Origin of the sequence: Microvirga sp. 3-52 (assembly GCF_018383585.1) — a bacterium.
Lineage (GTDB): Bacteria > Pseudomonadota > Alphaproteobacteria > Rhizobiales > Beijerinckiaceae > Microvirga.
Genome location: NZ_JAHAMK010000005.1, coordinates 94,835 through 119,346, shown reverse-complemented (window position 1 = coordinate 119,346; position 24,512 = coordinate 94,835). Strand labels below are relative to the sequence as shown.

General features: G+C 65.2%; 24 protein-coding genes. 6 read left to right on the top strand and 18 right to left on the bottom strand.

The genetic code is table 11. The annotated features are described in order from the left end of the window. The first annotated feature begins 9 nt into the window (after positions 1 to 9). The 4 genes from gcvH (at position 10) to gcvPB (ending at position 3,971) form a co-directional block, all read left to right on the top strand. On the top strand, positions 10 to 384 hold the full coding sequence (gene gcvH, locus KHP60_RS06275) for a glycine cleavage system protein GcvH (protein ID WP_213562719.1): 375 nt from the start codon (positions 10 to 12) through the stop codon (positions 382 to 384). Between the two features lie 15 nt (positions 385 to 399). Beyond that, on the top strand, positions 400 to 876 hold the full coding sequence (locus KHP60_RS06270) for an OsmC family protein (protein WP_213562718.1): 477 nt from the start codon (positions 400 to 402) through the stop codon (positions 874 to 876). 108 nt (positions 877 to 984) lie between these two features. Further along, positions 985 to 2,325: an aminomethyl-transferring glycine dehydrogenase subunit GcvPA gene (gcvPA, locus tag KHP60_RS06265; RefSeq protein ID WP_213562717.1), complete on the top strand. Its 1,341-nt coding sequence runs from the start codon at positions 985 to 987 to the stop codon at positions 2,323 to 2,325. Continuing rightward, a complete protein-coding gene (gene gcvPB / locus KHP60_RS06260) occupies positions 2,325 to 3,971 on the top strand; it encodes an aminomethyl-transferring glycine dehydrogenase subunit GcvPB (protein WP_249688559.1) in 1,647 nt (548 codons plus the stop codon). The genes gcvPA and gcvPB overlap by 1 nt, the downstream gene beginning before the upstream one ends. A 190-nt stretch (positions 3,972 to 4,161) precedes the next feature. On the opposite strand, the gene KHP60_RS06255 is transcribed toward gcvPB, so the two are convergent. The 9 genes from KHP60_RS06255 to KHP60_RS06215 form a co-directional block, all read right to left on the bottom strand. Beyond that, a complete protein-coding gene (locus KHP60_RS06255) occupies positions 4,162 to 4,812 on the bottom strand; it encodes an HAD family phosphatase (RefSeq protein WP_213562716.1) in 651 nt (216 codons plus the stop codon). Positions 4,813 to 4,879: 67 nt separating this feature from the next. Continuing rightward, positions 4,880 to 5,365: an ATP F0F1 synthase subunit B gene (locus tag KHP60_RS06250; protein WP_213562715.1), complete on the bottom strand. Its 486-nt coding sequence runs from the start codon at positions 5,363 to 5,365 to the stop codon at positions 4,880 to 4,882. A 13-nt stretch (positions 5,366 to 5,378) separates the two neighbouring features. Next, on the bottom strand, positions 5,379 to 5,927 hold the full coding sequence (locus tag KHP60_RS06245) for a F0F1 ATP synthase subunit B' (RefSeq protein WP_213562714.1): 549 nt from the start codon (positions 5,925 to 5,927) through the stop codon (positions 5,379 to 5,381). A gap of 118 nt (positions 5,928 to 6,045) precedes the next feature. Next, a complete protein-coding gene (locus KHP60_RS06240) occupies positions 6,046 to 6,270 on the bottom strand; it encodes a F0F1 ATP synthase subunit C (RefSeq protein WP_099508815.1) in 225 nt (74 codons plus the stop codon). Positions 6,271 to 6,327: 57 nt separating this feature from the next. After that, positions 6,328 to 7,056: a F0F1 ATP synthase subunit A gene (locus tag KHP60_RS06235; RefSeq protein WP_213562713.1), complete on the bottom strand. Its 729-nt coding sequence runs from the start codon at positions 7,054 to 7,056 to the stop codon at positions 6,328 to 6,330. A gap of 54 nt (positions 7,057 to 7,110) precedes the next feature. Then, a complete protein-coding gene (locus KHP60_RS06230) occupies positions 7,111 to 7,482 on the bottom strand; it encodes an AtpZ/AtpI family protein (protein WP_213562819.1) in 372 nt (123 codons plus the stop codon). Positions 7,483 to 7,687: 205 nt separating this feature from the next. Next, positions 7,688 to 11,146 (bottom strand): chromosome segregation protein SMC, encoded by a 3,459-nt coding sequence (gene smc / locus KHP60_RS06225; protein WP_213562712.1) that lies wholly within the window; start codon positions 11,144 to 11,146, stop codon positions 7,688 to 7,690. A gap of 45 nt (positions 11,147 to 11,191) precedes the next feature. Continuing rightward, positions 11,192 to 11,830, bottom strand: coding sequence for a DsbA family protein (locus KHP60_RS06220; RefSeq protein WP_213562711.1), 639 nt, complete (start codon positions 11,828 to 11,830; stop codon positions 11,192 to 11,194). 87 nt (positions 11,831 to 11,917) lie between these two features. Then, on the bottom strand, positions 11,918 to 12,427 hold the full coding sequence (locus KHP60_RS06215; protein WP_213562710.1) for a DUF721 domain-containing protein: 510 nt from the start codon (positions 12,425 to 12,427) through the stop codon (positions 11,918 to 11,920). 57 nt (positions 12,428 to 12,484) lie between these two features. On the opposite strand from KHP60_RS06215, the gene mutY reads away from it, so the two are divergent. Then, positions 12,485 to 13,603 carry an A/G-specific adenine glycosylase gene (mutY, locus tag KHP60_RS06210; RefSeq protein WP_213562817.1) on the top strand — a complete coding sequence of 373 codons (1,119 nt, stop codon included), beginning with the start codon at positions 12,485 to 12,487 and terminating at the stop codon, positions 13,601 to 13,603. 244 nt (positions 13,604 to 13,847) lie between these two features. Here the strand turns inward: mutY and KHP60_RS06205 are convergent, their stop codons facing one another. From KHP60_RS06205 to KHP60_RS06175, 7 genes are all read right to left on the bottom strand, one after another. Continuing rightward, positions 13,848 to 14,744: a LysR family transcriptional regulator gene (locus tag KHP60_RS06205; RefSeq protein WP_213562709.1), complete on the bottom strand. Its 897-nt coding sequence runs from the start codon at positions 14,742 to 14,744 to the stop codon at positions 13,848 to 13,850. Between the two features lie 331 nt (positions 14,745 to 15,075). Beyond that, positions 15,076 to 16,884, bottom strand: a complete 1,809-nt coding sequence (locus KHP60_RS06200) for an iron ABC transporter permease (RefSeq protein WP_213562708.1) — start codon at positions 16,882 to 16,884, stop codon at positions 15,076 to 15,078. Beyond that, positions 16,881 to 17,858 carry an ABC transporter substrate-binding protein gene (locus KHP60_RS06195; RefSeq protein ID WP_213562707.1) on the bottom strand — a complete coding sequence of 326 codons (978 nt, stop codon included), beginning with the start codon at positions 17,856 to 17,858 and terminating at the stop codon, positions 16,881 to 16,883. The genes KHP60_RS06200 and KHP60_RS06195 overlap by 4 nt, the downstream gene beginning before the upstream one ends. Positions 17,859 to 18,007: 149 nt before the next feature. After that, positions 18,008 to 19,204 carry a site-specific DNA-methyltransferase gene (locus tag KHP60_RS06190; RefSeq protein ID WP_249688558.1) on the bottom strand — a complete coding sequence of 399 codons (1,197 nt, stop codon included), beginning with the start codon at positions 19,202 to 19,204 and terminating at the stop codon, positions 18,008 to 18,010. A 159-nt stretch (positions 19,205 to 19,363) separates the two neighbouring features. Then, on the bottom strand, positions 19,364 to 20,002 hold the full coding sequence (locus KHP60_RS06185; protein WP_213562706.1) for a ribonuclease HII: 639 nt from the start codon (positions 20,000 to 20,002) through the stop codon (positions 19,364 to 19,366). An 11-nt stretch (positions 20,003 to 20,013) separates the two neighbouring features. Next, positions 20,014 to 20,421, bottom strand: a complete 408-nt coding sequence (locus KHP60_RS06180) for a GFA family protein (protein ID WP_213562705.1) — start codon at positions 20,419 to 20,421, stop codon at positions 20,014 to 20,016. A 242-nt stretch (positions 20,422 to 20,663) separates the two neighbouring features. After that, positions 20,664 to 21,749 carry a PA0069 family radical SAM protein gene (locus KHP60_RS06175; RefSeq protein WP_249688574.1) on the bottom strand — a complete coding sequence of 362 codons (1,086 nt, stop codon included), beginning with the start codon at positions 21,747 to 21,749 and terminating at the stop codon, positions 20,664 to 20,666. A 220-nt stretch (positions 21,750 to 21,969) separates the two neighbouring features. Here KHP60_RS06175 and KHP60_RS06170 point away from each other — a divergent pair, with 220 nt between their 5' ends. Beyond that, on the top strand, positions 21,970 to 22,461 hold the full coding sequence (locus tag KHP60_RS06170) for a hypothetical protein (protein ID WP_213562703.1): 492 nt from the start codon (positions 21,970 to 21,972) through the stop codon (positions 22,459 to 22,461). A 339-nt stretch (positions 22,462 to 22,800) separates the two neighbouring features. Here the strand turns inward: KHP60_RS06170 and moaB are convergent, their stop codons facing one another. Continuing rightward, positions 22,801 to 23,355 carry a molybdenum cofactor biosynthesis protein B gene (moaB, locus tag KHP60_RS06165; protein ID WP_213562702.1) on the bottom strand — a complete coding sequence of 185 codons (555 nt, stop codon included), beginning with the start codon at positions 23,353 to 23,355 and terminating at the stop codon, positions 22,801 to 22,803. Positions 23,356 to 23,637: 282 nt separating this feature from the next. Further along, complete coding sequence (locus tag KHP60_RS06160) at positions 23,638 to 24,507, bottom strand: neutral zinc metallopeptidase (protein ID WP_213562701.1); 870 nt, start codon at positions 24,505 to 24,507, stop codon at positions 23,638 to 23,640. Between the last annotated feature and the right edge of the window lie 5 nt (positions 24,508 to 24,512).

Sequence of the window (24,512 nt, the reverse complement as noted above, 5' to 3'; positions counted from 1 at the left end):
GAATTCACCATGACCACGCGCTACACCAAGGATCACGAATACGTCCGCATCGAGGGCGATGCCGGCATCGTCGGAATCTCCGACTACGCCCAGGGCCAACTCGGCGATGTCGTCTTCGTGGAGCTGCCGAGCGTCGGCAAGACCCTGTCGAAGGGTGACGAAGCCGCCGTCGTCGAAAGCGTGAAGGCCGCGAGCGAAGTCTATGCTCCGGTGTCCGGCGAAGTGGTCGAGGTCAACAGCGATCTCGAAGCCTCTCCCGGCACGGTCAACGAGGATCCCGCCGGCCGCGGCTGGTTCATGAAGATCCGCCTCACGGACCAAGGCGAGCTCGACGGCCTCATGACCGAAGAGCAGTACCAGGAATTCGTGAAGTCGATCTCCTAGGAAGAGAACACGGCAATGGCGCACGAATACAAGGCGGCGATTCGCTGGATGCGGCTGGCTGACGAGATCTTCTCCGACAACCGCTACAGCCGCGGTCACACCTGGAGCTTCGATGGCGGCATTGAAGTGCCAGGCTCCGCGTCGCCCTCCGTGGTGCCGTTGCCCCTCTCGCGGGAGGATGCGGTCGATCCGGAAGAAGCCTTCGTGGCGGCCGTCTCGAGCTGTCACATGCTGACCTTCCTGTCGATCGCCGCCAAGAAGCGCTTCGTCGTCGACGCTTACGAGGACGAAGCGCTCGGGATCATGACCAAGAACGAGAACGGGAAGCTCTTCGTGTCCAGGGTCACCCTGAACCCGACCATCGAATTCTCGGGCGACAAGGTTCCGACACCGGAGCAGATCGCCGACATGCATCACCTCGCCCACAAGGAATGCTTCATCGCCAATTCCGTGCTCACGGAGATTGTCGTGGCGGGCATTCCCTCGCCGTAGTGCGTCTCCATGGCGACGCACTCCGTTCATGGAAAGCCGCATTTTCTGACGCAGAACCGGTATCCGTTTTTGCGGAAAATGCTCTAACTCACCCAAGGTTTTTTGCCGATGCGCTATTTGCCTTTGTCCGACACCGACCGCGGCGAGATGCTCGCGCGGATCGGTGTCAATCATGTCGATGAATTGTTCGCCGACGTGCCGAAGAACCTGCTCCTCGAGGAGCCGGTGGATCTGCCGCGCCGCAAGGGCGAGCTGGAGGTGGAGCGCATCCTCTCCCGCATGTCCGCCAGGAACGTCTCCGCCTCGTCGGTGCCGTTCTTCGTCGGCGCGGGCGCCTACAAGCATCATGTGCCGGCGACCGTCGATCACCTGATTCAGCGCTCGGAGTTCCTGACGAGCTACACGCCGTATCAGCCCGAAATCGCGCAGGGCACGTTGCAATATCTCTTCGAGTTCCAGACGCAAGTCGCCGCGCTCACCGGCATGGATGTGGCGAATGCCTCCATGTACGACGGCTCCACCGGCACGGGCGAGGCGGTGCTCATGGCGCACCGCGTCACCAAGCGCCGCAAGGCCGTTCTCTCGGGCGGCCTGCATCCGCACTATGCCGACGTGGTGAGGACGCTCTCCGACATGGCGAGCGACGAAGTCGTGACCATGAACCCGGATGTGAGCGGCACCGAGGACATTCTCTCGCAGATCGACGACAAGACGTCCTGTGTCGTCGTGCAGACGCCGGATGTGTTCGGCAATGTGCGCGACCTGAAGGCCATCGCCGACAAGGCGCACCAGCACGGCGCGCTGCTGATCGCGGTGTTCACGGAAGCCGTGTCGCTCGGCCTGCTGAAATCTCCCGGAAGCCAGGGCGCCGATATCGTGGTGGGCGAGGGGCAGTCGATCGGCAATGCGCTGAATTTCGGCGGGCCTTATGTCGGCCTCTTCGCCACGCAGTCGAAATACATCCGGCAGATGCCGGGGCGTCTCTGCGGCGAGACGGTGGATGCCGATGGCAATCGCGGTTTCGTGCTGACGCTCTCGACCCGCGAGCAGCATATCCGGCGCGACAAGGCGACATCGAATATCTGCACCAATTCAGGACTTTGCTCGCTCGCCTTCACCATTCACATGACGCTTCTCGGCGAAGCCGGCCTGTCGCGGCTTGCCCGCATCAACCATGCCAATGCGGTGAAGCTGGCGGATGGGCTCGCGGCCGTGAAGGGCGTCGAGGTGCTCAACAGGACGTTCTTCAACGAATTTACCGTGAAGCTCGCGAAGCCTGCGGCCGAAGTTGTCGAGCGTCTCGCCGAAAAGGGTGTGCTCGCGGGCGTGCCCGTATCGCGCCTCCTGCCCGATGCAGGCCTCGACAACCTGCTGCTCGTTGCCTCCACCGAAGTGAACACCGACGATGACCGCGCGGCCCTCTGTGCCGCCTTGAAGGAGGTTCTGTGATGTTGAACCGTCAGGGACGACCCTCCGCTCCGCAGGCGCACGGCGTGTCCGATCCGGCCGCCGGCATGGGCGATCAGGCTGCCCGCCTGCAGGGGGATGCCAACCGCGCCACCGGCTCTGCCGCTGGCAGCCATCCGACCTTCACCGGCAACAAGGCGCTGGCGCAGGTCGAGCCGCTGCTCTTCGAAATCGGCCGTTACGACACGACCGGCGTCGACCTCGACGAGCCGGAGGATTTCAAGCCGCGCCTCGGCGGCCTTGAGCGCAAGGAGCCCATAGGGTTGCCGGGCCTCTCCGAGCCCGAGACCATGCGCCATTACGTGCGCCTCAGCCAACAGAACTACGGCATCGACACGGGCCTGTTCCCGCTCGGTTCCTGCACCATGAAGCACAATGCGCGGCTCAACGAGCGCGTGGCGCGCCTGCCGGGCTTCTCCGACGTGCATCCGCTGCAGCCGATCTCGACCGTGCAGGGAGCGCTGGGGCTGATGAACGAGCTCGGGCGCTATCTGGTCACGCTCACCAATATGACGGCGGTCGCGCTTTCACCGAAGGCCGGCGCCCATGGCGAGCTCTGCGGCATGATGGCGATCAAGGCCGCCATCGAGGCAAAGGGCGAGGGCAAGACCCGCAACGTGGTGCTCGTGCCCGATTCGGCTCACGGCACGAACCCGGCCACCGCGGCACTCATCGGCTTCGTGGTGAAGCCGGTGCCGGCGCGCGAGGACGGCTGGGTGCATGTGGAGGACGTGAAGGAGCGACTCGGTCCCGATGTCGCGGCCATCATGCTCACCAATCCCAACACCTGCGGCCTCTTCGAGCCGCAGGTGGCGGAGATCGCGAAAGCCATCCACGATGCAGGCGCCTATTTCTATTGCGACGGCGCCAACTTCAACGCCATCGTCGGCAAGGCGAAGCCGGGTGATCTCGGCGTCGATGCCATGCACATCAACCTGCACAAGACCTTCTCGACGCCTCACGGCGGCGGTGGCCCGGGCTCAGGCCCGGTGGTGCTCTCAGCACGTCTCGCGCCCTTCGCGCCGGTACCGTTCGTGCGGGTCGGACAGAATGGCTTCGAACTCGTGGAACAGGAAAGCGATGCGGCGGAAAAGCCTTTCGGCCGCATGACCGCCTTCCACGGCCAGATGGGCATGTACGTGCGCGCCCTGTCCTACATGCTCTCGCATGGCTCGGACGGCATGAAGCAAGCCTCCGAGGATGCGGTGCTCAATGCCAACTACATCCGCGCAGGCCTCGCCGATCTCCTCTCGCTGCCCTTCGGCAACAAGCCGTGCATGCACGAGGTGCTGTTCGACGATGCGTGGCTGAAGGACACGGGGGTGACCACCCTCGACGTGGCGAAGGCCATGATCGACGAGGGATACCACCCGATGACCATGTACTTCCCGCTGGTGGTGCATGGCGCCATGCTGATCGAGCCGACGGAGTCCGAATCGAAGTCCTCGCTCGACCTCTTCATCGCGACCCTGCGCGACCTCGCCATGGCGGCGAAGAACGGCGACACGGAGCGCTTCACCGGCGCCCCTTACCACGCTCCCCGGCGTCGCCTGGACGAGACCCGCGCGGCCCGCAACCCGGTGCTCAAGTGGACCCCACCCGCGCCGGTGGCGGAGGCCGCGGAGTAAAACTCTTAAGAAATTGAATGCCCGGCCGAGTGCCGGGCATTTTCATCTCAGGGCACTTCACTTTGGGCATGCGGAAACGCGGAATAGCCGTTCCTCGTCATGGCCGGGACAAGCCCGGTCGTCCCGCTTCGGAGAGCACCGCGCGACTTGCATCGGGATCACCGGCACAAGGCCGGTGATGACGCGGCGATTAGCAGGAGGTCGACACGGCGGCCGGCAAATCGGACATCCGCTCGATGATGACGGAGGCACCGGCCTGCCGCAGCTTCTCGGCGTGATCCGGCTCACAATGGCTGCCGCCGACGAAGCCGACAACCCGCATGCCTGCGGCAAGCGCAGCCTGAACGCCCGCAATGGAATCCTCGATCACCAGGCAATCCTCCGGACGTACGTTCATTTGCCTTGCAGCATGAAGGAACAGGTCCGGCGCCGGCTTCCCCCGCGCGACCTGGGTCGAGCTGAAGATGTCGTTGAACAGGTCGGCCAGTCCGGTGACGCGAAGCGACAACGCAATGCGCTCGGGGATGGATGATGACGCGACGCAGCGCGGAAAGGGGAGGGAGAGGATCGCATCCCGTACGCCTTCGATCGGCTTCAGGTCCGTCTCGAAGCGTTCGAAAAGAAGACGGTTGAGGCGTTCGGGGAAATCGTCGGGAAGCTTGCAATTCCGCTCGGCCTCGATTCGCGAGATCATGGTCTTCAAGCTCACGCCGAGGAATTGCCGTGCGATCTCCTCGGCCGTGTAGGGTACTCCGATCTCGGTGAGGAACTCCGCGTCGATCCGGCAGCTCAACACCTCGGAATCGACCAGAACCCCGTCGCAGTCGAAGATCAGCAGCATCACATCCTCCAAGCAAAAAGGCCGCCTCGGAGGGCGGCCTTGATAGGGTTCGTCCGAAACGAGGCCCTTACTGCAGCTTCGTCCGCACGTCGTTGAGGCTGGCCGTCACGAACGAGGCAGCGGTGGCGCCGGTGATCTCGTCGCGCAGGACGCGCTCCGAGGCCTTGATGGCGGCGTCCACGGCGGCGGCACGCACCTCGGCGGAGGCCTGAGCCTCGGCCTGGGCGATCTTGGCCTCGGCGGTGGCCGTGCGGCGCTTCACGAAATCGGCCATCTTCTCCTGGGCTTCGCGGGCGAGACGTTCGGCCTCGTCGCGGGCAGTGGAGACGATATCGGCCGCCTCGCGCTCGGCGGCGGCGCGCTTGGACTCGTACTCCTTGAGGAGCCGTTCGGCATCCTGGCGCAGGCGCTTGGCCTCGGCCAACTCGTCGGCAATGCGCTTGCCGCGGGAATCGAGCTGGTTCATCACCTTCCCGGGAACGCCGAAATAGAACATCACGCCCCAGAAGATGACGAACGCAACCCCAACCCAGAATTCAGCGCTTTGTAACATGCGGACCTCCCGATCAGGCCTTGATCTGGTTAAGAGCGGCTTCGACCTTCTGCGGGGCCGGGGCCTTGCCGGTCAGGCGCTCGATGATGGCGGAGGCCGTATCGCGGGCGATGGCATCCACGTGGCTCATGGCCTCTGCCTTCTTGGACGTGATCGTCGCTTCCGCATCGGCCAGGCGCTGGTTGAGGTCGGCCTCGAGGGCCTTGCGCGTCGTGTCGCTCTCGGCGGAGAGCTTGGCGCGGGTTTCTTGCGCGAGAGCCTGTGCGCGGCCCTTGGCTTCGGCGAGAGCCTTCTCGTAGGCGGCTCCGGCTTCTTCCGCGCGGGATTTCATGGCAGCCGCGTCATCCAGATCGTTGGAGATCATCGCGCGGCGGTTCTCGATGATTCCGCCCAGACGCGGCAGGACCAGCCGTGAGAGCAGGGTGTAGAGCACCACGAAGGTGATCGCCAGCCAGAGGAGCTGACCACCGAAAGTCTCCGTCATGAAGGGCGGAAAGCCGACCTCCTCATGAGTGCCGCCGTGGGCCTCTGTTGTGGCATGGGTCGTCTGAGCCTGAGCCATGGAGCAGATCCTAAAGGATAAGGAATCCTACAAACATGAATGACGGCGGTGGATCCGCCGTCACCCTTGTCGAGGCGAAGCGTTCGCACGCCTCGACCTCCCGATCACCGTCTTGAGATTAGGTGAAGAGCAGAACGAGAGCGACGACGAGGCAGAAGATGCCGAGACCTTCTGCGAGCGCCGCACCGATGAAGGCGCGGGCGAACTGGCCGTCGGCGGCCGACGGGTTGCGCAGAGCGCCGGAGAGGAAGTTACCGAAGATGTTGCCGACGCCCATAGCGGCGAGACCCATGCCAATGCAGGCGAGGCCCGCGCCGAGGTACTTGAAAGCAATCGGATCCATTGTGATCTCCTTGGGAAAACTGTGATCGGGAGGGAGGGGAGGTAACTCGGCGCAGACCTAGTGGCCCGGGTGCAGCGCGTCGTTGAGGTAGATGCAGGTCAACACCGTGAAGACATAGGCCTGCAGAGCGGCGACGAGGAACTCGAGCGCCATGAGAGCAACCGCCATGAGAAGCGGCAGCGGAGCGAGGATCGTCAGGGCACCGCCGGCAGCCAGGAGGCTGACGACGAAGCCTGCGAAGACCTTCAGCGCGATGTGTCCCGCGAGCATGTTCGCGAAGAGACGCAGGCTGAGCGAAATCGGGCGGGACAGGAACGAGATGAGCTCGATCACCACGATGAAGGGCAAAAGCCATCCCGGCACGCCCGACGGCACGAAGAGGCCGAGGAAGTGGGTGCCATGCTTCATGAAACCGTAGATCACCACCGTGCCGATGACGAGCATGGCCAGGGCGAAGGTGACGATGATGTGGCTGGTGACCGTGAAGAAGCCCGGGATCATGCCGAGCAGGTTAGCCGTCAGCACGAACATGAAGAGGGAGAAGACGAGGGGGAAGAACTTCATTCCCTCCTTGCCTGTGGCATCGACCAGCGTGTTCGCGACGAAATCGTGCAGGACCTCGGCCACCGACTGGGCGCGGCCCGGAACGACGGCGCGCTTGCGGGTCGCCAGCAGCAGGCCGCCCACGATCACGGCGGCTGCGCCGATCATGAACAGGGACGAATTGGTGAAGTTGATGACCGGAATGATGGGCTTGATCTGGAATTGTTCGATCGGGCTCGCCATGATCCGCTCTCAAAGTTCGATGTTATCAAATGCCGTTCGGCGTTCGAAGGTCCGTCACCGCTTGTCGTCATACCGGGCGGATTTCACCATCCCGGCTGCTCGCATCAGGTTGAGCATCCCGGCGCAGAAGCCGAGTATCAGACAAACGATCAGGCCCCAAGGGGACGTCCCGGCCAGACGGTCGACAATCCAACCCAGAATTCCACCGGCCGCGACCCCTGCGACGAATTCTGCCGAGAGCCTGAAGGCTTGGCCGAGAGCGCTGGAATCTGACGTCGGACGGGCACGAGGTTCTGACTCGGCTCGATGCGCGGAAGCTTGGGAGATCCGTGCGTCGAGAGACTTCAGTCTCGCTGACAGGTCGGCATCGTCGGCGCTGCCCGGTTTCCGCTCATTTTCACCGTTCCGCTCGTGAGGGTCCGCCATTGCGATCTCCTTTGAAGCGTTGCGGGAAAATGCTTGGAAGCCAGCCCCGAAAGCCGGGCGCACCATATGAGCGGGGGTCCCCCCTGTCAAGAACAGTCTGAAAAGATCTAAGTCTTTGAAAAGGCTTTAATATCAGTGTTTTCGAGCAGCCCTGGGTTGAAAGCGCACATGTTTTTGAGGCTGAAGCAAGGCAGGGCTGAAAGCCTTAGGCTACCTCAAGAATGCGCTCCGCGCTCTGCAGGTCGACGGAGACGAGCTGCGAGACACCTCGTTCGGCCATGGTGACGCCGAAGAGACGGTCCATCCTGGCCATGGTGATCGGGTTGTGGGTGATGACCACGAACCGGGTCTCCGTCTGGCTGGCCATGTCCTCGAGAAGCGCGCAGTAGCGCTCCACATTGGCGTCGTCGAGAGGCGCGTCCACCTCGTCGAGCACGCAGATCGGAGAGGGATTCGTGAGGAACACGGCGAAGATCAGCGCGGTGGCCGTCAGGGCCTGCTCGCCGCCGGAGAGCAGGGTCATGCTCTGAGGCTTCTTGCCGGGCGGCCGGGCGAGGATTTCGAGACCCGCTTCCAGCGGATCGTCCGAATCGACCAGGGTCAGCTCCGCCGTGCCGCCGCCGAAAAGGGTCGTGAAAAGACGCTGGAAATGGCTGTTCACCACGTCGAAGGCGGCCAGCAGGCGCTCGCGACCCTCGCGGTTGAGGCTGCCGATGGCCTGGCGAAGGCGCTTGATGGCCTCGACGAGGTCGTCGCGCTCGCCCGCGATGCTGTTGTACTTGGTCTCGAGCTCGGTGAGCTCCTCGTCGGCCCGCAGGTTGACGGCGCCGAGGCGCTCGCGGTCGGATTTCAACGCGTGAAGCTTGGATTCGATCTCCCCGTGGGAGGGCAGCTCGACGCCCTCCTTCAGGCCTGCGAGCTCGATGAGCCCCGCCGGGGTCGTCTCCAGGTTTTCCGCAATGTTGCGGGTGATCTCGGCAAGACGCGCAACAGCCGCCTCGTGGCGCGCCTGGGAGCCCGCACGGGCCTCGCGGGCGGCGGACAAGGCTTCCAGGGCGGCGCGGGCGGCGCGGTCCGACTCCGCCAGGCTCGTCTCGGCATCGGCCAGATGGTCGGCGGCTTCCTTGCGCTTCGCCTCGGCCTCTTCCACCTCGGCGATGAGGGCGCGGCGGCGCATGAGATAGGTGTCGGGTGCTTCCAGAAGCCGCTGGTGCTCGTCCTGCGCCCGCTCGAGGCGCTCGCCCAGATCCTCGAACGCCCTGGTGGCGCGCGCGGCGCGCTCGGTCCAGAGGCGGGTATCGGCGGCAATCGCCTCCTGCCGGCGGCGGCGGAGTTCCGCCTCGTGCATGAGAGATTGCAGGGCAGCCCGCGCCTCGGAGGCCGCAGCCCGACGTTCAGCCACGCGGGTGCGCTCTTCGAGCAGGCGGCTTTCGAGATCGGGCGCGGGGGCGAGGTCCTGCAGGGCGCTCTCGGCATCCTGCACGCGCTCCAGGGCTTCCGCCTCGCTCTCGGAGAGGCGGGTCAGGCCTTCCTGTAGGGCCGAGCGGCGCTGGCCAAGTTCGGCCTCCTTGCGCTCGGCCATGCTAAGCCGCATGCGGCCGGCGTCGAGCGCCTGACGGGTCTGCCGGGCGGCCTCGATGGCCTGCATCTCGCGGGAGGCCGCCTTGCGGACGGCTTCACCGGCCGCTTCCGCCTCGTGACGCAGGTGCTCGGCCTGCTCGCGGGCTTCCGCTGCTTCGCGCTCCAGATCACCGAGGCGGTTCTTTTCCACCAGCCGGCGGGCGGCCGGGGAGGGCGCTTCGGCCGCGGCCGTAAAGCCGTCCCAGCGCCACAGGTCGCCCTCCTGGGTGACGAGCCGCTGGCCGGGCTTCAGGAGGCCGCGCAGGCGCAAGCCGTCGACCTTGCTCACCACGCCGATCTGGCGCAGGCGGCGCTGCAGGGCGGCCGGTGCCTGGGCGAGATCCGCCAGGGACCGGACGCCTTCTGGCAGCGCCGGATCACTCTCGCCGGCATGGGTTTCGGCCCAGTGATGCGGCGCCGAAGGATTGACCGAGGCCTCGAGATCGTCGCCGAGGGCTGCGCCAAGGGCCGTCTCATAGCCCTTCTGGACCGTGATCTGGTCGACGGCCGGGGGCCAGAGGTCGCCGGTCGCGGACGTCACGAGCTTGGCGAGGGTGCGCGCCTCGGTCTCCAGGCGCTGCGCCTTGCGCTCTGCCTCGTTGAGGGGCTGGCGCAGGCGGTTCTCGGACTCGCGGGCGGCAGACAAGGTCTCGCGCGCCTCGATCACCGCCTCTTCGGCGCCTTGCGCCGTTTCCTCGGCGATGGCCGCTTCCTCGCGCAGGTCGTCGAGAGAGGGGCCATCTTCTGGCGAAGCGGAAAGCGCCGCGATCTCGCGCTCGAGCCGCTCCTTCTCGGATCGGAAACGGGAGGCGCGCTCCATCTCCTCGCGCACGGCACGCTCCAGGGCGGCGCGGCGGGCATTGAGGTCGGAGGTCTGGGCCTGCAGCGCGCTTAAGGTTGCTTCGGCTTCCGCAAGCTCGGCCTCGGCGGTCTGCAGGCGCTCCTCGGCCTCGGCGCGAACATCGTCCGCCCCGTCGGTGGTGAGCGATATCTCGGCGGCTTCCGATTGGAGGCGCTCGATGGTGGCCTCGGCGTCCGTGCGCTGCGCCGCCTCGCGGGCGATGTCGCGATTCAGGTCGCCGATATGGCGTTCCAGCTCGACGACGCGCTCCTTGGAGCGGCGCTCTTCCGATTCGAGCTCGTTGCGGGCATGGGTCAGACGCTGCAGGGCCGCCGCGGCGGCGGCTTCGGCCTGGCGCAGGGCCGGAATGCCATGAGCGGAGACGGCCTGGGCGGTGGCGGCCCGGGTCTGCTCCTCGGTGGCGTCGGCGACCGCCTTGAGGTCTTCGGCGACCTGACGCTCGGCGGTGGCGGCCTGCTCGCGGGCCTCGGCGAAGCTGATGGCGTACATCAGGGCTTCCAGCCGGCGGATCTCGGCCGAGAGGTTCTTGTAGCGGGAAGCCTGACGGCCCTGGCGCTTCAGGCTCTCGATCTGGCTTTCCAGCTCGCGGATCACGTCCTCGACGCGAACGAGGTTGTCCTCGGCGGCCTTGAGGCGCAGCTCCGCCTCGTGCCGGCGGGCATGAAGGCCCGCGATTCCGGCGGCATCTTCCAGGATGCGGCGGCGAGCCTGGGGCTTGGCGGAGATGATCTCACTGATCTGGCCCTGGCGGACGAGGGCGGGAGAGCGAGCGCCGGTGGCGGCATCCGCGAACAGGATCTGCACGTCGCGGGCGCGGACTTCCTTGCCGTTGACCCGGTAGGTCGAGCCTTCCTCGCGCTCGATCTTGCGCGAGATTTCCAGGAGATCCGTGTCGTTGAAGGCGGCAGGGGCCGTGCGCTCCCCGTTGTCGATGGTGAGCATCACCTCGGCCCAGTTGCGAGCCGGACGGCCGCCGGAGCCGGAGAAGATGACGTCGTCCATCCCCGTGGCGCGCATGTTCTTGAAGGAGTTCTCCCCCATAACCCAGCGCAGGGCTTCGACGAGGTTGGACTTGCCGCAGCCGTTCGGCCCGACCACGCCGGTCAGGCCCGGCTCGATCAGGAAATCGGTGGGCTCGACGAAGGTCTTGAAGCCTGCGATGCGAAGGCGCGTCAGCTTCATGGACGCGCCTTCCCGTCCCGCCCCTCAAGGGCAGGCTGAGGGAGCTTATTCTCCCAGGATAGGCTTGATGACCTTTTCAATCTCATCGATCGACAGGCTTCCAGGCTGACGCTGACCATTGATGAAGAAAGTCGGCGTGGAGTCCACACGGAACTGCTCCATACCCCGGTTCTTCACCGCGTTGACTGCGTCATATAGTTTCTGGTCCTTGAGGCAAGCGTCAAATTTTTCCTGTGAAAAACCGGCCTGGCGCATGAGCCCGCGCAGGGCATCGAGCGGCTTGTCCACAAAGGCCCAGTTCCGCTGCTGCTCGAAGAGCAGGTCCGTGATCGGATAATATTTGTCGTTGCCGTCGCAGCGGGCGAGCATGAAGCCGGCCGTGGCGAGCGGATCGAGGGGAAACTCGCGCAGGACGAAGCGCACCTTGCCGGTGTCGATGTAGCGCTTCTTCAGCTCAGGCCAGGTGGTCTTGTGGAAATTGGCGCAGTGCGAGCAGGTCAGCGAGGCGTACTCGATGATCGTCACCTTGGCGTTTTCCGGGCCGAGGGCCACGTCCCCGAGGGGACCCTGGACCGCAAGGTCCTGAACGGCCACGTTCTGGGCCCAGGCCGGCAGGCTCGCGGCGAGATAGGCGGCTGCGGCTGCGGTTCCGAGAAGCTGAAGCGTCTGACGCCGGGTGATCATCGTGGGGAGGCTCCTGAAGAGATTTCGTCCTGCGGTAGAATGACTTGCGGTAGAATGACTTGGCCTGCGAGGCAAGCGCCAGCCATCTCACGCTTTCGTGCGTGAACCGGAGCTGACGATGGCCTGCCCCAGCCGGTCGAGCGCCGCCTTCAAGGATTCCTCCTCGATGGGCTGCACGGCCCTGTCGACCTTCTCCCGGTCCGCCGGGGTGAGAACGGGCGCTGTCGGGCGCTTCTTCTCAACCCGCCGCACGGGCCCTTGTTTCAGCACCAGCTTCCCGATGCAGCGCCAGCCGTAATAGGTGTTCACCCGGTCGATGACCGTGGGCGCAAGGTGCTGGAGTTCGAGGGCGAAGGCGCTCTCGACCCGGATCACGAGGGTTGCCGGGTCCGGCCGCGTCTCGGGATCGGCATGGGGGCCTTTTCGCTTCCATTCGATCTTGAGTGGCTGCGTGAAGGCGGCGAGCCGATCGCCGACGATGTCAGGCCAGGCCATGATGATGTCGGAGGTGGCAAAGCCTTGCGCCGCCAGGCTGGGGGACAGGCAGACGTCGAGAAACTCGGCAAGCGGGCGGGCGAGAGGTCTCGGTCGTCTCATGTTGAATGTCCAAAAGCCGCGTTGGAATATGCGATGAGGATCGTTATTCCACATCACATGTTAACGCCCGCTTCGAGCGCGACCAAGCCCGATCCGCAGGATCTCCTCGTCTGGTACGACCGTCACCGGCGGGACCTGCCGTGGCGCGCCAAGCCCGGCGTGACCGCGAATCCTTACCGCGTCTGGCTCTCCGAGATCATGCTGCAGCAGACGACGGTCGCGGCGGTCAAACCCTATTACCTGAATTTTCTCGCGCGTTTCCCCACTGTCGAGGCCCTGGCCGAGGCGCCCTCCGAGGCGGTGATGCAGGCCTGGGCGGGGCTGGGCTATTATTCCCGTGCCCGCAACCTCCACGCCTGCGCCAAGGCGGTTGTGGATAAGCATGGCGGGTGCTTTCCGGGGACGGAAGCGGAGCTCCTGAAGCTCCCGGGCATCGGCGCCTATACGGCCGCTGCCGTGGCGGCGATCGCCTTCAACGAGAAGGCGGCGGCGGTGGACGGCAACGTGGAGCGGGTGATGTCCCGCGTCTTCATGGTCGAGGAGCCGCTGCCGAAATCCAAGCCCCTCATCCGCGCCTTGACCGAAGCCCTGGTGCCCGGGGACCGCCCCGGCGACTTCGCTCAGGCCGTGATGGATCTCGGCGCCACCATCTGCACGCCCAGGCGCCCGGCCTGTGCGCTCTGCCCCTGGATGGTGCCCTGCCGCGCTCGCGCCGAGGGTCTGCAGGAGACCTTCCCGAAAAAGCAGAAGAAGGAGAGCGGGCAGCTGCGGAAAGGGGCGGCCTTCGTGGTTCTGCGGGCCGACGACACGATCCTGCTCCGCACCCGTCCGCCGACAGGCCTGCTCGGCGGCATGGCCGAACCGCCGACGAGCGAGTGGGTTCCGGATTACGAGCCCTCCCGCGCCGTGCTCGACGCGCCCATCGAGGCACGCTGGCAGCGACTGCCGGGCACGGTGAAGCACGTCTTTACCCATTTTCCTCTGGAGCTGACGGTGCTCTTCGCCAAAGTGGCGAAGGGCACGCCCGCCCCGGAGGACATGCGCTGGACGCCGCGCCTGGCCCTGAACGAGGAGGCGCTGCCCGGCGCCATGAAGAAGGTGCTGGTGCATGCGCTGGGGGAGTTGCCGGGCGGGAAGGCCAAGACCTCGGGTCAAAAGCCGGCGAAGAGCGTGTGAAGCCCTTTCAGCACCGGGCGCTGTCTCCCTCCCCCTTGTGGGGCAGGGGAGGTCCGACCGGGCGACACCTTTCCCGTCATGGCCGTCCCCGGACTCGATCCGGGGATCGGTCCCGGTCATCCCGATCCGGTGAGGCTCGGCATTCCGCATGATCGGGATCACCGGCACCAGGCCGGTGATGACGGGGCGGTGTGGGCCTCGAAGATATCCATCGTGCGCAGAGTTCCGACTCTCCGACGCGCCTTCATCCGCCCGCCAGCGCCTTCTGGTTCTTCTTGAACAACGCGGCCAGCGCATTCGCTACCCGCGTCACGTTCGGACGGTTGCGGCTGCGCCGGTGCATGACGAGGAAGACATCCTCGACCAGGTCGCCCTCCGGCTTCGTCACCTGGATGAGGTCCGGATCCGAATCACCGAGCCAGCAAGGCAGGAAGGCGGCGCCCAATCCGGCTTTCGCCGCCTGGTAGCGGATCGGCATGTCGCCGATGCGCGCCGCGATGGTGCGCCCCTGCGCGAACTCTGCCACATAGGCCGCCTGACGGGAGAGGGTCGGGTCCTCCGGTGGCGCGATGACGGCTTCGGGATTTTCCGTACGGGCATAGATGGCAAAGGCGATCTGGCCGATCTTGCGTGCGACGAGATCGTCGCTGCCCTCCGGCAGGTGGCGCATTCGCAGGCCGATATCGGCCTCGCCCGAGGCGAGATCGAGCCGGCGGCGGGTCGGGATATAGGCGATCTCCACGGGAGCCGCGGCTTCATGCAGTTCCGCCGCGTAGAGGGACAGGAAGAGCGTTACCGAGGCCGTCGCCGTGATCCGCACCGGCGCATCGGGGTCGGGCCGATAGGCCGCGGCCGTGCGCGACACGATGGCGGCGGCCTCACCCATGGGAGCGGCGGCTTCGAGAACGGCCTGCCCGGCTTCCGTCAGTTCGAGGTTGTTGGGCCCGCGCTGGAACAGCGTGAGGCCCACCGTCTCCTCCAGCACCTTGATGCGCCGCGCAATGGTCGGCTGGCTCTGGCCCAATGCCTTCGCGGCGCTGTTCATCGATCCATGAGCCACCACGGCCAGGAAGATCCGTACGTCGTCCCAGGACGGTTCGGTGAAGGCGAGGCGGAAGGGATCGAGAGACGAAGAAGCCATGACAGGATGCTAAAGCGTTGAACCGGGTTCGGCATAGGGGAATGTTCCGGCCTTGAGGAAGAGCCGCACCATCGCGCAAAGACCGTTCTCCCGCAGCCCGCCAGGAGCATGTGAGACCTGTTCAGTTTTGATGAGGGGTTGGGTGCGTGCGTTGGCCCGTGACCGATCCTCCCACGTCATCACCGGCCTGGTGCCGGTGATCCCGATCGTGTGAAACGCAGCGCCTTCCAATCGGGATGGCTGGGACCGATCCCGGATCAAGTCCGGGGACGGCCATGACGAAGAGGGTGGTATTCCCGGCCGAAGCGTCGGCGAAGGGGAGGGGAATCCATCAGCTCAATGCCGGCTTCGGCTTTAGCAGGCCGATCGCCGGAACGCGGTCGGGTGCATGAACCGCCTTTGCATTCGTGTGTACCGCGTCTTCCGTCTCGCATTGCCAGGGCAAGGCTCCGGCCGGCAGATACCTGCCCAGCGCGTCAAGGAAGAGCATGGCGATTGTCACGACGCCGATGATGACGACCGCGACGGCGGAGGCTTGGCTCGCGAGGCCCGCCTCTTCCAGGTTATAGAGCACCACCCCGATGGTTTCCGTTCCAGCCGACCAGAGCAGGGCCGAGACGGTGAGCTCGCTGAAGGCGAGCAGGAACGCCATCAATCCACCGGCAACAGCGGCGGGGAGCAGGGAGGGGAGCACGATGCCGAAGAGCCTCCGTGCCAGGCGCGCGCCGTCGATGGCGGCGGCTTCCTCCTGGGCCACATCGATCTGCACCATTCCCGCCAGCACGGGTTTCAGCGCCACCGCGAGGAAACGGGCGAGATAGGCGAAGACGATGATCCACGGTGTCGCATAGAGCGAGAATCCCACGAGCGGCATCGGCTTCAGGAAGAGCAGAATGCACGCGATGGCGAGCACGATGCCCGGCAGCACATAGGAGATTTCGAGGAGGGACACCGCGAGTATTCTCCATCGCCCCATCAGGCGGATCAGCCCGTAGGCCACAGGCACGACGAGCGATGCCAGCAGGAAGGCTGCTCCGCCGGCATAGATGAGCGAGTTCGTGAAGGCACGGATCGTCACGTCCTGGCGCGCCAGCACCTCGACGAAGTTGTCGAGGGTGATCGTCGCAGGCGAGAGAGGCATGCCGTAGGACGGCACGAGGGCTGCCGCCAGCAGCGACAGGATCGGCAGGACGAGGGTCACGGCCAGGACGAGGCCGACGAAGAACTCCGTCGCGATGCGCGCACGGCCGAGAGGCCAGAACGGCTTCAGGGACGTGTCGTCCTCCAGATGGACCCCATCCTTCCGCGTCATGTACTGGCTTGCGGCGACGCAGACGATCGCGATGGCCGCGACGAGAAGGCCGAGAGCCGACACATCGCCGATCATGCCGGTGCCGAAACTCGACAGCCGACGATAGATGAGGACGGGCAGAGTCAGGTAATTCACGGGCGCGCCGAGCAGCGCCGGAATGCCGAAATTGCCGATTCCGGCCACGAAGGCGAGCAGGGCCGCGCTGACGACATGCGGGCGCAGCAGCGGCATCAGGTGGTCGACAAGGATGCCCGAGGGCCGGGCGCCGTCGATGCGGGCGGCTTCGACGACGGCCAGCGGGATGCGCTTCAACCCGGCGCTCATCACCACATAGACGAGCGGCGCGTGGTGCAGGCCCAGCACCAGGATGATGCCGCCGCGCCCGAGCATCGGATTGGCGCTGCCCGCTTCCGGCGCGAGGCTTAAACTGTTCAGGATGGGCGAGGCCGGGCCCGCCAGATGCAGAAAGGCGAGGGCGATCACCTGGGGCGAGATCATCACCGACAGGACGAAGAGGAACGACGCGATGCGCCGCCTGCGGACATCGGTGACGCCGAGGACGAGGGCCATGGCGGTGCCCAGCGGCAAGGCCAGGAGCGTCGACAGCAGCGCCGTTTCCAGCGTTGCGCGGGCCGCCTTCATGGCCGAGCGGCTGGAGAGCGCCGAGAGCATGGCATCGGGATTGAAGACACCGCCGGGAAACAGGGCTGCCAGCAGCAGCCGGACGGCGGGCAGGACATCGAAGGCGAAGACGATCAAAGCGACGAGAGCGAGAAGGCCGAAACCTCCCCGCTCCAGGAATGATCGGGTCTGATTGGGATGTCTCACTGTCCGAAGATGTCGGCGAAGGCCGCCTTGTTCCTGGTTTCATCCGCGAGCGCTTTCGCCGCGTCGAAGCCCATGATCCTGATCTGATCGCGCGCCGGATAGCCGGCCGGCAAAGCGACGGCGGGATGGGCCGCGATATAGCCCTGCTTCAGGGCCAGCTCCTGGCCCTCCTTCGAGAGCAGGAAATCCACGAAGGCGCGGGCGGCGTCCGGGTTCTTCGTGCTCTTGAGAATGGCGACGGGCTCCGACACGGCCGACACGCCTTCCTTCGGGAACACGAACTCCACCGGCGCGCCCTTGGCCTTTTCGCGGATCGGCATGTAGTCGACGATCACGCCGTAGAGCTTCTGGCCGCCGGCCACCTGCTTCAGCACATCGCCGTTGCCGCCGCCGGCGATGGCATCGTTGTCCTTGAGCGCCTCGTAATATTTCCAGCCGCCCTCCATGGTGCCGGTCAGGGTTGCGGCATGGATGAGGGCCGCTCCCGAGGTGAGGGGGCTCGGCATGACGAGCTGGCCCCTGACCTCCGGCCTGGTGAGATCCTGCCAGGAGGAGGGCTTGAAGGTCGCCTTCGTGTTATAGGCGATGCCCGTGGTAATCAGCTTGGTGGCGAACCAGAATTTCTGAGCATCGTGCGTGCCGGCGGGATAGGCCGAGACGTCGGCCTTCTCGTGCGCCAGAAGGCGGTCCTCCTTCTTCAGACCCTCCATGGTGACGCTGTCGGCGATGAGCAGCACGTCGGCCTGGGGCTGCCCGGCCTCGAACTCGGCGCTGAGCTTGGCAAGGATCTTCGGGGTGCCGTCGCGAACGAAGGTGACGTTGACGCCCGGGTGCTTCGCCGTGAAGGCATCGAGCGTCTGCTGGGCGTCGGTGTTGGGCTGACTGGTATAAAGGATGAGGTTGCCGGACAGCCCTTGCGCCTGAGCGAAGGCGGGCACGAGGGCGGCGAGCATGGGAAGAAGAATCCGCTTCATGGGCACGGGGCAGTTCCTCGCTAATGATAAGGCTGTCCCGCGCTAACGGTCCTGGATGACGCCTCTGTGACGAAAAGCTTAGTGCGGCAAACGAAAAGGGCCAGCGCACGGCCGGCCCTTTAACAGATTTGCGAGGTCGCAGTGAAGCCTCAGGCGGCCATTTGCGCCCGCACCTTGGACCGGAACTCGTCGATGGAGACGAGCTTGCCCTGCCGCTCCACGTGCCAGAATGTCCAGCCGTTGCAGGAGGGGAAGCCTTGCGTGAGCGCGCCGATCTTGTGGATCGAGCCGACGATGGCGCCGAGCGCCAGGGTGCCGTCGGCACGGACCACCGCCTTATGCCGGCGGCGTTCGTCCACCAGCGTCTCGCCCGCCTTCACGTGGCCGCTCTCGAGGAGCGACAGGAAGGGCACGCGCACTTCCGTGCGCTTTTCCGGCGCAGCCGCGATCGACACGTCGGAGAGAGGCTCGACCGCGTCGATTCGCGCCCGGGCCGCCTTGGCATAGGTCGAATCGCGCTCGAGACCGATGAAGTTGCGCCCGAGCATCTTGGCGACCGCGCCCGTCGTGCCCGAGCCGAAGAAGGGGTCGAGCACCACGTCGCCGGGATTGGAGGACGAGAGCAGGATGCGCGCGAGCAGTGCCTCGGGCTTCTGCGTCGGGTGGACCTTGCGGCCCTGAGCGTCCTTCAGGCGTTCGTCGCCTGTGCAGATGGGGAGGAACCAGTCCGAGCGCACCTGCACGTCTTCGTTGCCGGCTTTGAGCGCATCGTAATGGAAGGTGTAGCCCTTCGAGTCGGCGCTCTTCGAGGCCCAGATCATGGTCTCGTGCGCATTGGTGAAGCGGCGGCCCTTGAAGTTCGGCATCGGGTTGGCCTTGCGCCACACGATGTCGTTCAGGATCCAGAAGTCGAGATCCTGCAGGGCGGCGCCCACACGGAAGATGTTGTGATAGGAGCCGATGACCCAGAGCGTCGCGTTCTTCTTCATCACGCGGCGCACGGCGGAGAGCCAGGCGCGGGTGAACGCGTCGTAATCGGCAAAGCTCGCGAACTTGTCCCAGTCGTCGTCGACCGCGTCGACGAGGCTCTGGTCCGGGCGCGTCAGCGCCTGCTCGAGCTGGAGATTGTAGGGCGGATCCGCGAAGATCACGTCCACGCTCTCAGGGGGAAGCTTCTCGAGATTGGCGATGCAGTCGCCGAGAAGAATCTCATTGAGAGGAAGAGATTTCGGCAGGACGGAGAGGGGCGGTTTACGCCCCGTCCGAGGTGCCGGCGCAGACCGCCCGGTACGCGAGACATGGATCCGGGAGGCGGCGCCGGCAGCCCCGGTACGCAAGGTACCCATGGGTGATCACCGGTTACGCAACTGACACTCCGGATCATGGTCCGTTAGGGTAAAGATGAAGTTTCCAAGTGGAAAAAAGCGCGTCTTATTTTGGGTCGGCAAATCTTGCCGACTTATTGAAAAGATTGAGCTTTTCAGGTTAACGGGCGTTAAGCTCGGTTACAGGTCCAGTAACCCTTGGCGCAGGGGTGAAAAACTCAGGCGATGGAACGGGCAGGGACCCTCGCTCGCGATCACCGTGAGATGCGCCTTCGTGCTGTAGCCCGCGTTGCTGGCAAAACCATAGGCAGGATAAGCTTGTCCGAGCCTCGCCATCATGCGGTCGCGGACCACCTTCGCCACGATCGACGCCGCCGCGATCGAGGCGATTCGCGAATCACCCTTGATGACTGCTTCCGTCGAACAGGGGAGGCCGGGGGGATCGTTGCCGTCGACGAAGGCCATGTCGGGCTTGCAGGGAAGCGCGGCGAGCGCCCGGCACATGGCGAGCAGGGAGGCCTGCCGAATATTGATGGTGTCGATCTCCTGATGCGACACCGAGGCGATGCCGACATGGGACGTCGCGAGGATTTCCGGAAACAGCGCCTCGCGCCGGGCCGCCGTCAGAGCCTTCGAATCAGCCAGCCCCTGCGGCACGTTGCCGAGATCGAGCACGACTGCCGCCGACACCACCGGTCCCGCCAGCGGCCCGCGCCCGACTTCGTCGAGGCCGGCAATGCAGGTGAAACCCTGTGCACGGGCGGAAAGCTCATGCTCGAGTCCGAGGCCGGATTTGGGAGGGCGAATCAGGAAGGTCATGGTTCGCAGGCTTATAGGCGATCTGCTTCTTCCCGGGGACCGGGCCATTCCGCGCGGGCCACCGGGTCGACGATCGACATGCTTATCCCCTCCGTGGCCCGGGTCGGGATCGTCGAGGGATCGAAGCCGTCGAGGCAGAAGATGTTCACACCGTAATGGTCGGGCGCCGATCGCTTGCGGTGAAAGGTGTAGATGCCGCAGCGCGAGCAGAAGTAGTGCTTCGCTCGCCTCGTATTCCACCGATAGAGCGACAGGACTTCCTCGCCTGACAGGATGGTCAGGGCGCTCTCGTGGACTTTTGTCATCAGGGCGTTCTTCTTGACGCAGAGCGAGCAGTCACAAGTCGTCAATTCGACGATCTCCGCGTCGATGCAGAAGCGGACGGAGCCGCAATGGCATGACCCTGTATGGTGATCCATGGTGCACTCCGGCGGTTAGGCTTATAAGGAGAAGGGCAATATACTGATCGGCCGTCGCGTGACCAGAGCGATACTGGGTGAGACCTCCCCGTCATGGCCGGGCCTGTCCCGGCCATCTCGATACGGTGAAGTGCAGTGCTTCAATCCATCGGGATCACCGGCACAAGGCCGGTGATGACGTGGAGAGATAACTCGTTGTCTGCATCAGGTGCCGCGCTCCGTCCAGGACGATGCTCAAGGCGTCAAAACAAACTCAGCTGCCCCGTCTCCTTCGGCGGGACCGTGAACAGATCCTTGCGCAGCTTCAGGTTCCGCTTGTTCAGCCCGAGCCGTTCGGCAGCGGTCTCGAATCGGCGGCCGAGCATCCAGGCATAGGGGCCGATGCCGGACTGGCGGGTGCTCCATTCGGCATCGTAATCCTTGCCGCCGCGCGCCTCCTGCAGCAGCGTGAAGACGTGTTTGAGCTTGTCCGGGTAATGCTCGGCGAGCCAGTCGCGCATCAGGTCCTTGAGATCGTGCGGCAGGCGCAGAAGCACATAGCCTGCCTCCTGTGCGCCGGCTGCGGCGCAGGCCTTCAGGATCGCCTCGATCTCGTGATCGTTGATCGCCGGGATGATCGGAGCGACCAGAACCGATACCGGAATGCCCGCCTCCGTCAGCTTCCTGATCGTCTCCAGGCGCTTGGCCGGAGCGGCGGCGCGGGGCTCCATGCGTCGCGCGAGCTTCGGGTCGAGAGTCGTGACCGAGATCGCCACCTTGGCGAGCTGCCGTTCGGCCATCCTGCTCAAGATGTCGATATCGCGGGTGACCAGGGCCGACTTCGTCACGATGCCGACGGGATGGTTCATCCGGTTCAGCACCTCCAGAATGGACCGGGTGATGCGGAAGCGCCGCTCCACCGGCTGGTAGGGATCGGTGTTGGAGCCGAGCGCGATCGTCGTCGGCTGATAGTTCGAGGCCCGCAGTTCCTTCTCTAAGAGTTCCGCCGCATTGGGCTTGGCGAAGATCTTGGTCTCGAAATCGAGCCCCGAGGACAGCCCCTGGAAGGCATGGGTCGGCCTGGCGAAGCAATAGGCGCAGCCGTGCTCGCAGCCGCGATAGGGATTGATCGATTTCTCGAAGAGGATGTCCGGCGAATCGTTCTTGGTGATGATCGTGCGCGGCTTCTCGACGATCACTTCGGTGGGCAGGGAGGGAAGCTCCTCCTCGATCTCCCAGCCGTCGTCGAAGCCTTCGCGCTGCGCCGGCTCGTAGCGTCCGGACGGGTTCGCGGATGCGCCCCGGCCACGGCGGCGGTCCACCTCGACGCGGTACGCGGGATCGTCCATCCGCCGCCGCGCAGCCTCCGCCGCTTCCAGCGGGGTGCGCTTCGCAGGCCGGCTGCGGAAGGGATCGCGGACGGGATCTTTAGCGCGAACACTCATGGCGGCCTCGAACGAATCTGTCAGTGGAGGCCACAAGCTTAAGAACAAAACAGGAACAAAATCAAGAGGGCATCGGCAAGAATGTCCTAGCGACGGCAGGACGCGAAGAAGCTATAGTGTTCAGATGATTACTGTTCTCGTTCGCGTCACGCACGGGCCCGAGGCTCTGGCCGCCACCTTGAGCGCCCTCGTTCCGGCCGTCGCCGCCGGACTGGTCGGCGATGCCGTCATCCTGACGGACGAGCAGGATGACATCCTGACAAAGGTAGCCGATGCCGCCGGGGCGACCCTGGTGACGGCGCAAAGAGGTTCCTGGATCGAAGGAGCGAAAGCCGCGCGGCGCGACTGGCTCTTGTGCCTCGACGACGGCGACATTCCGCAGGAGGGCTGGATCCGCGTGCTCGACCGGTTCGTCGCTCTATCCAAGCCCGAACGCGGACTGGCCCGGATGCGGCGCCAGCGGGCCGGCATGGTCAACGCCCTGGTCAACCTGTTCGCACCCTCCTCGGTGCGGGGAGGGGATCTGGTCCATCGCCGCGTGCTCATGAACGAGGTGAAGGCCCGCATGCCCGTGCGGCTCTCGGCCACCATCGAGCGCGATCCGGTGTTTGGCTGAACATCCTCGGGGGTTAACTCATCGGCCTCCCACCTCATCCTGAAAGCCCGGCACCTAAAGATGTTGCGCGGGCAGGCCCTCCTCTCCCACAAGCCTCGGCTTGCCCGAGACGCGCTTTTTGTCTGCCGCCCGTTGGAAAGACAGAGCACAAGGAACTCTCCTCCCCCTTGTGGGGAGGAGTGGGAGGTGGGGGTGTGAGCGCTAGCCTATGAAGGTCAGGCGCCGACACCCCCACCCTTAATCCCTCCCCACAAGGGGGAGGGAAAACCGTGCCTTTCCTTCACGAGTCAGACACTCAGGATGAGGGCTTGGAGAAGTGCTGAATTCCGGGCCAGATTTTCACCCCTTCAACTTTCCCCGCTTCAGGTGCTCATCGAGGCGCGGCATGATCTCGACGAAATTGCACGGTCGGTGCCGGTAGTCGAGTTGGGTTGCAAGGATGCCGTCCCAGGCATCCTTGCAGGCGCCGGGCGAGCCCGGCAGCACGAAGATGAATGTCGTGCCGGCCACGCCAGCCGTCGCCCGGGACTGGATCGTCGAGGTGCCGATCTTGTCGTAGGAAATGCGGTGGAAGACGGCGGAGAAGCCCTCCATCCGCTTGTCGAACAGGGGCTCGATGGCCTCCGGCGTCACGTCGCGGCCGGTGAAGCCCGTGCCGCCCGTGGTGATGACCACGTCGATGGCGGGATCGGCGATCCAGCCCTGCACCGCGCCGCGGATCGCCTCGATGTCATCCGGCACGATGGCCCGATCCGCGAGCCGGTGGCCTGCGTTGGTGATCCGCTCGGCGAGCGTCGTGCCCGACCTGTCGTCCTCCAGCGAGCGCGTGTCGGAGATCGTCAGGACCGCGATGCCGAGGGATATGAAAGGGAGCGTGTCGTCGATGCCGGGCATGGGAGACTCTGGAATGCGAGTTCTTCATGTAACGCAGGAAAGCCTGCGCTTCCACAAGCATTCATCCCGAGCCTCTGCCGACACTCTGCCGGAACTGATCACCTCCACGTCATCACCGGCCTTGTGCCGGTGATCCCGATTGGGTGAAGCGCCGCGCTTTTCCGCATCGGGATGGCCGGGACCGATCCCCGGAACAAGTCCGGGGACGGCCATGACGAAGAGACTTTGCGAACGACTTCGGGTTCCGCTCTGCAGCCCCGGAATGACATCAGACGGTTTGCCTTAAAGCCGGCTTGCCCGGAACGTATCGCAGGCCTGGACCTGGCCGGTTTTCAGGCCCGTGGTGAGCCAGCGCATGCGCTGCTCGGAGGAGCCGTGGGTGAAGCTGTCGGGCACCACGCGACCTTGGCTCTGCTTCTGCAGGCGGTCGTCGCCGATGGCTTCGGCCGCGCGGATCGCCTCCTCGATGTCGCCCTGCTCGAGCGATTTCCAGCGCTGGTTGGAATGATGCGCCCAGACGCCGGCGAGGCAATCGGCCATCAGCTCGACACGCACGGAGAGCTGGTTGGCTTCCGCACGTCCGACCTGCTGCTGCCGCTCCTGAACGCGGGGCAGGATGCCGAGCTGGTTTTCGACGTGGTGGCCGACCTCGTGGGCCAGCACATAGGCATAGGCGAAATCGCCGCCGGCGCGGAAGCGGCGCTGCATCTCTTCGAAGAACGACAGGTCGATGTAAACGGTCTGGTCGAGCGGGCAGTAGAACGGCCCCATGGCCGATTGCGCGCCGCCGCAGCCGGAGCGGGTGGCATCCGAGAAGAGAACGAGCTTCGGCGCCTGATACTGCCGGTTGGCCTGCTGGGGCAGCACCGTGTTCCACACGTCCTCCGTGTTGCCGAGAATGGCGGCGGCGAAGCGGCCGGCCTCGTCCTGCGGCGCGCCCTGGCGGCCCTGCTGTTGCTGCTGGTAGCCGGAACCGCCGCCCGTCATCATCTCGGCGCCGCCGATCAGGATGCGCGGATCGATGCCGAGCGCCCAGCCGACGAGGCCGAGGATTACGATGGTTCCGATGCCGAGCCCGCCAGCGCCTCCCGGCAGCCCCATGCCGCGGCGGTCTTCCACATTGGACGAGGTTCGAAAGTCTTGCCAGCGCATGATCC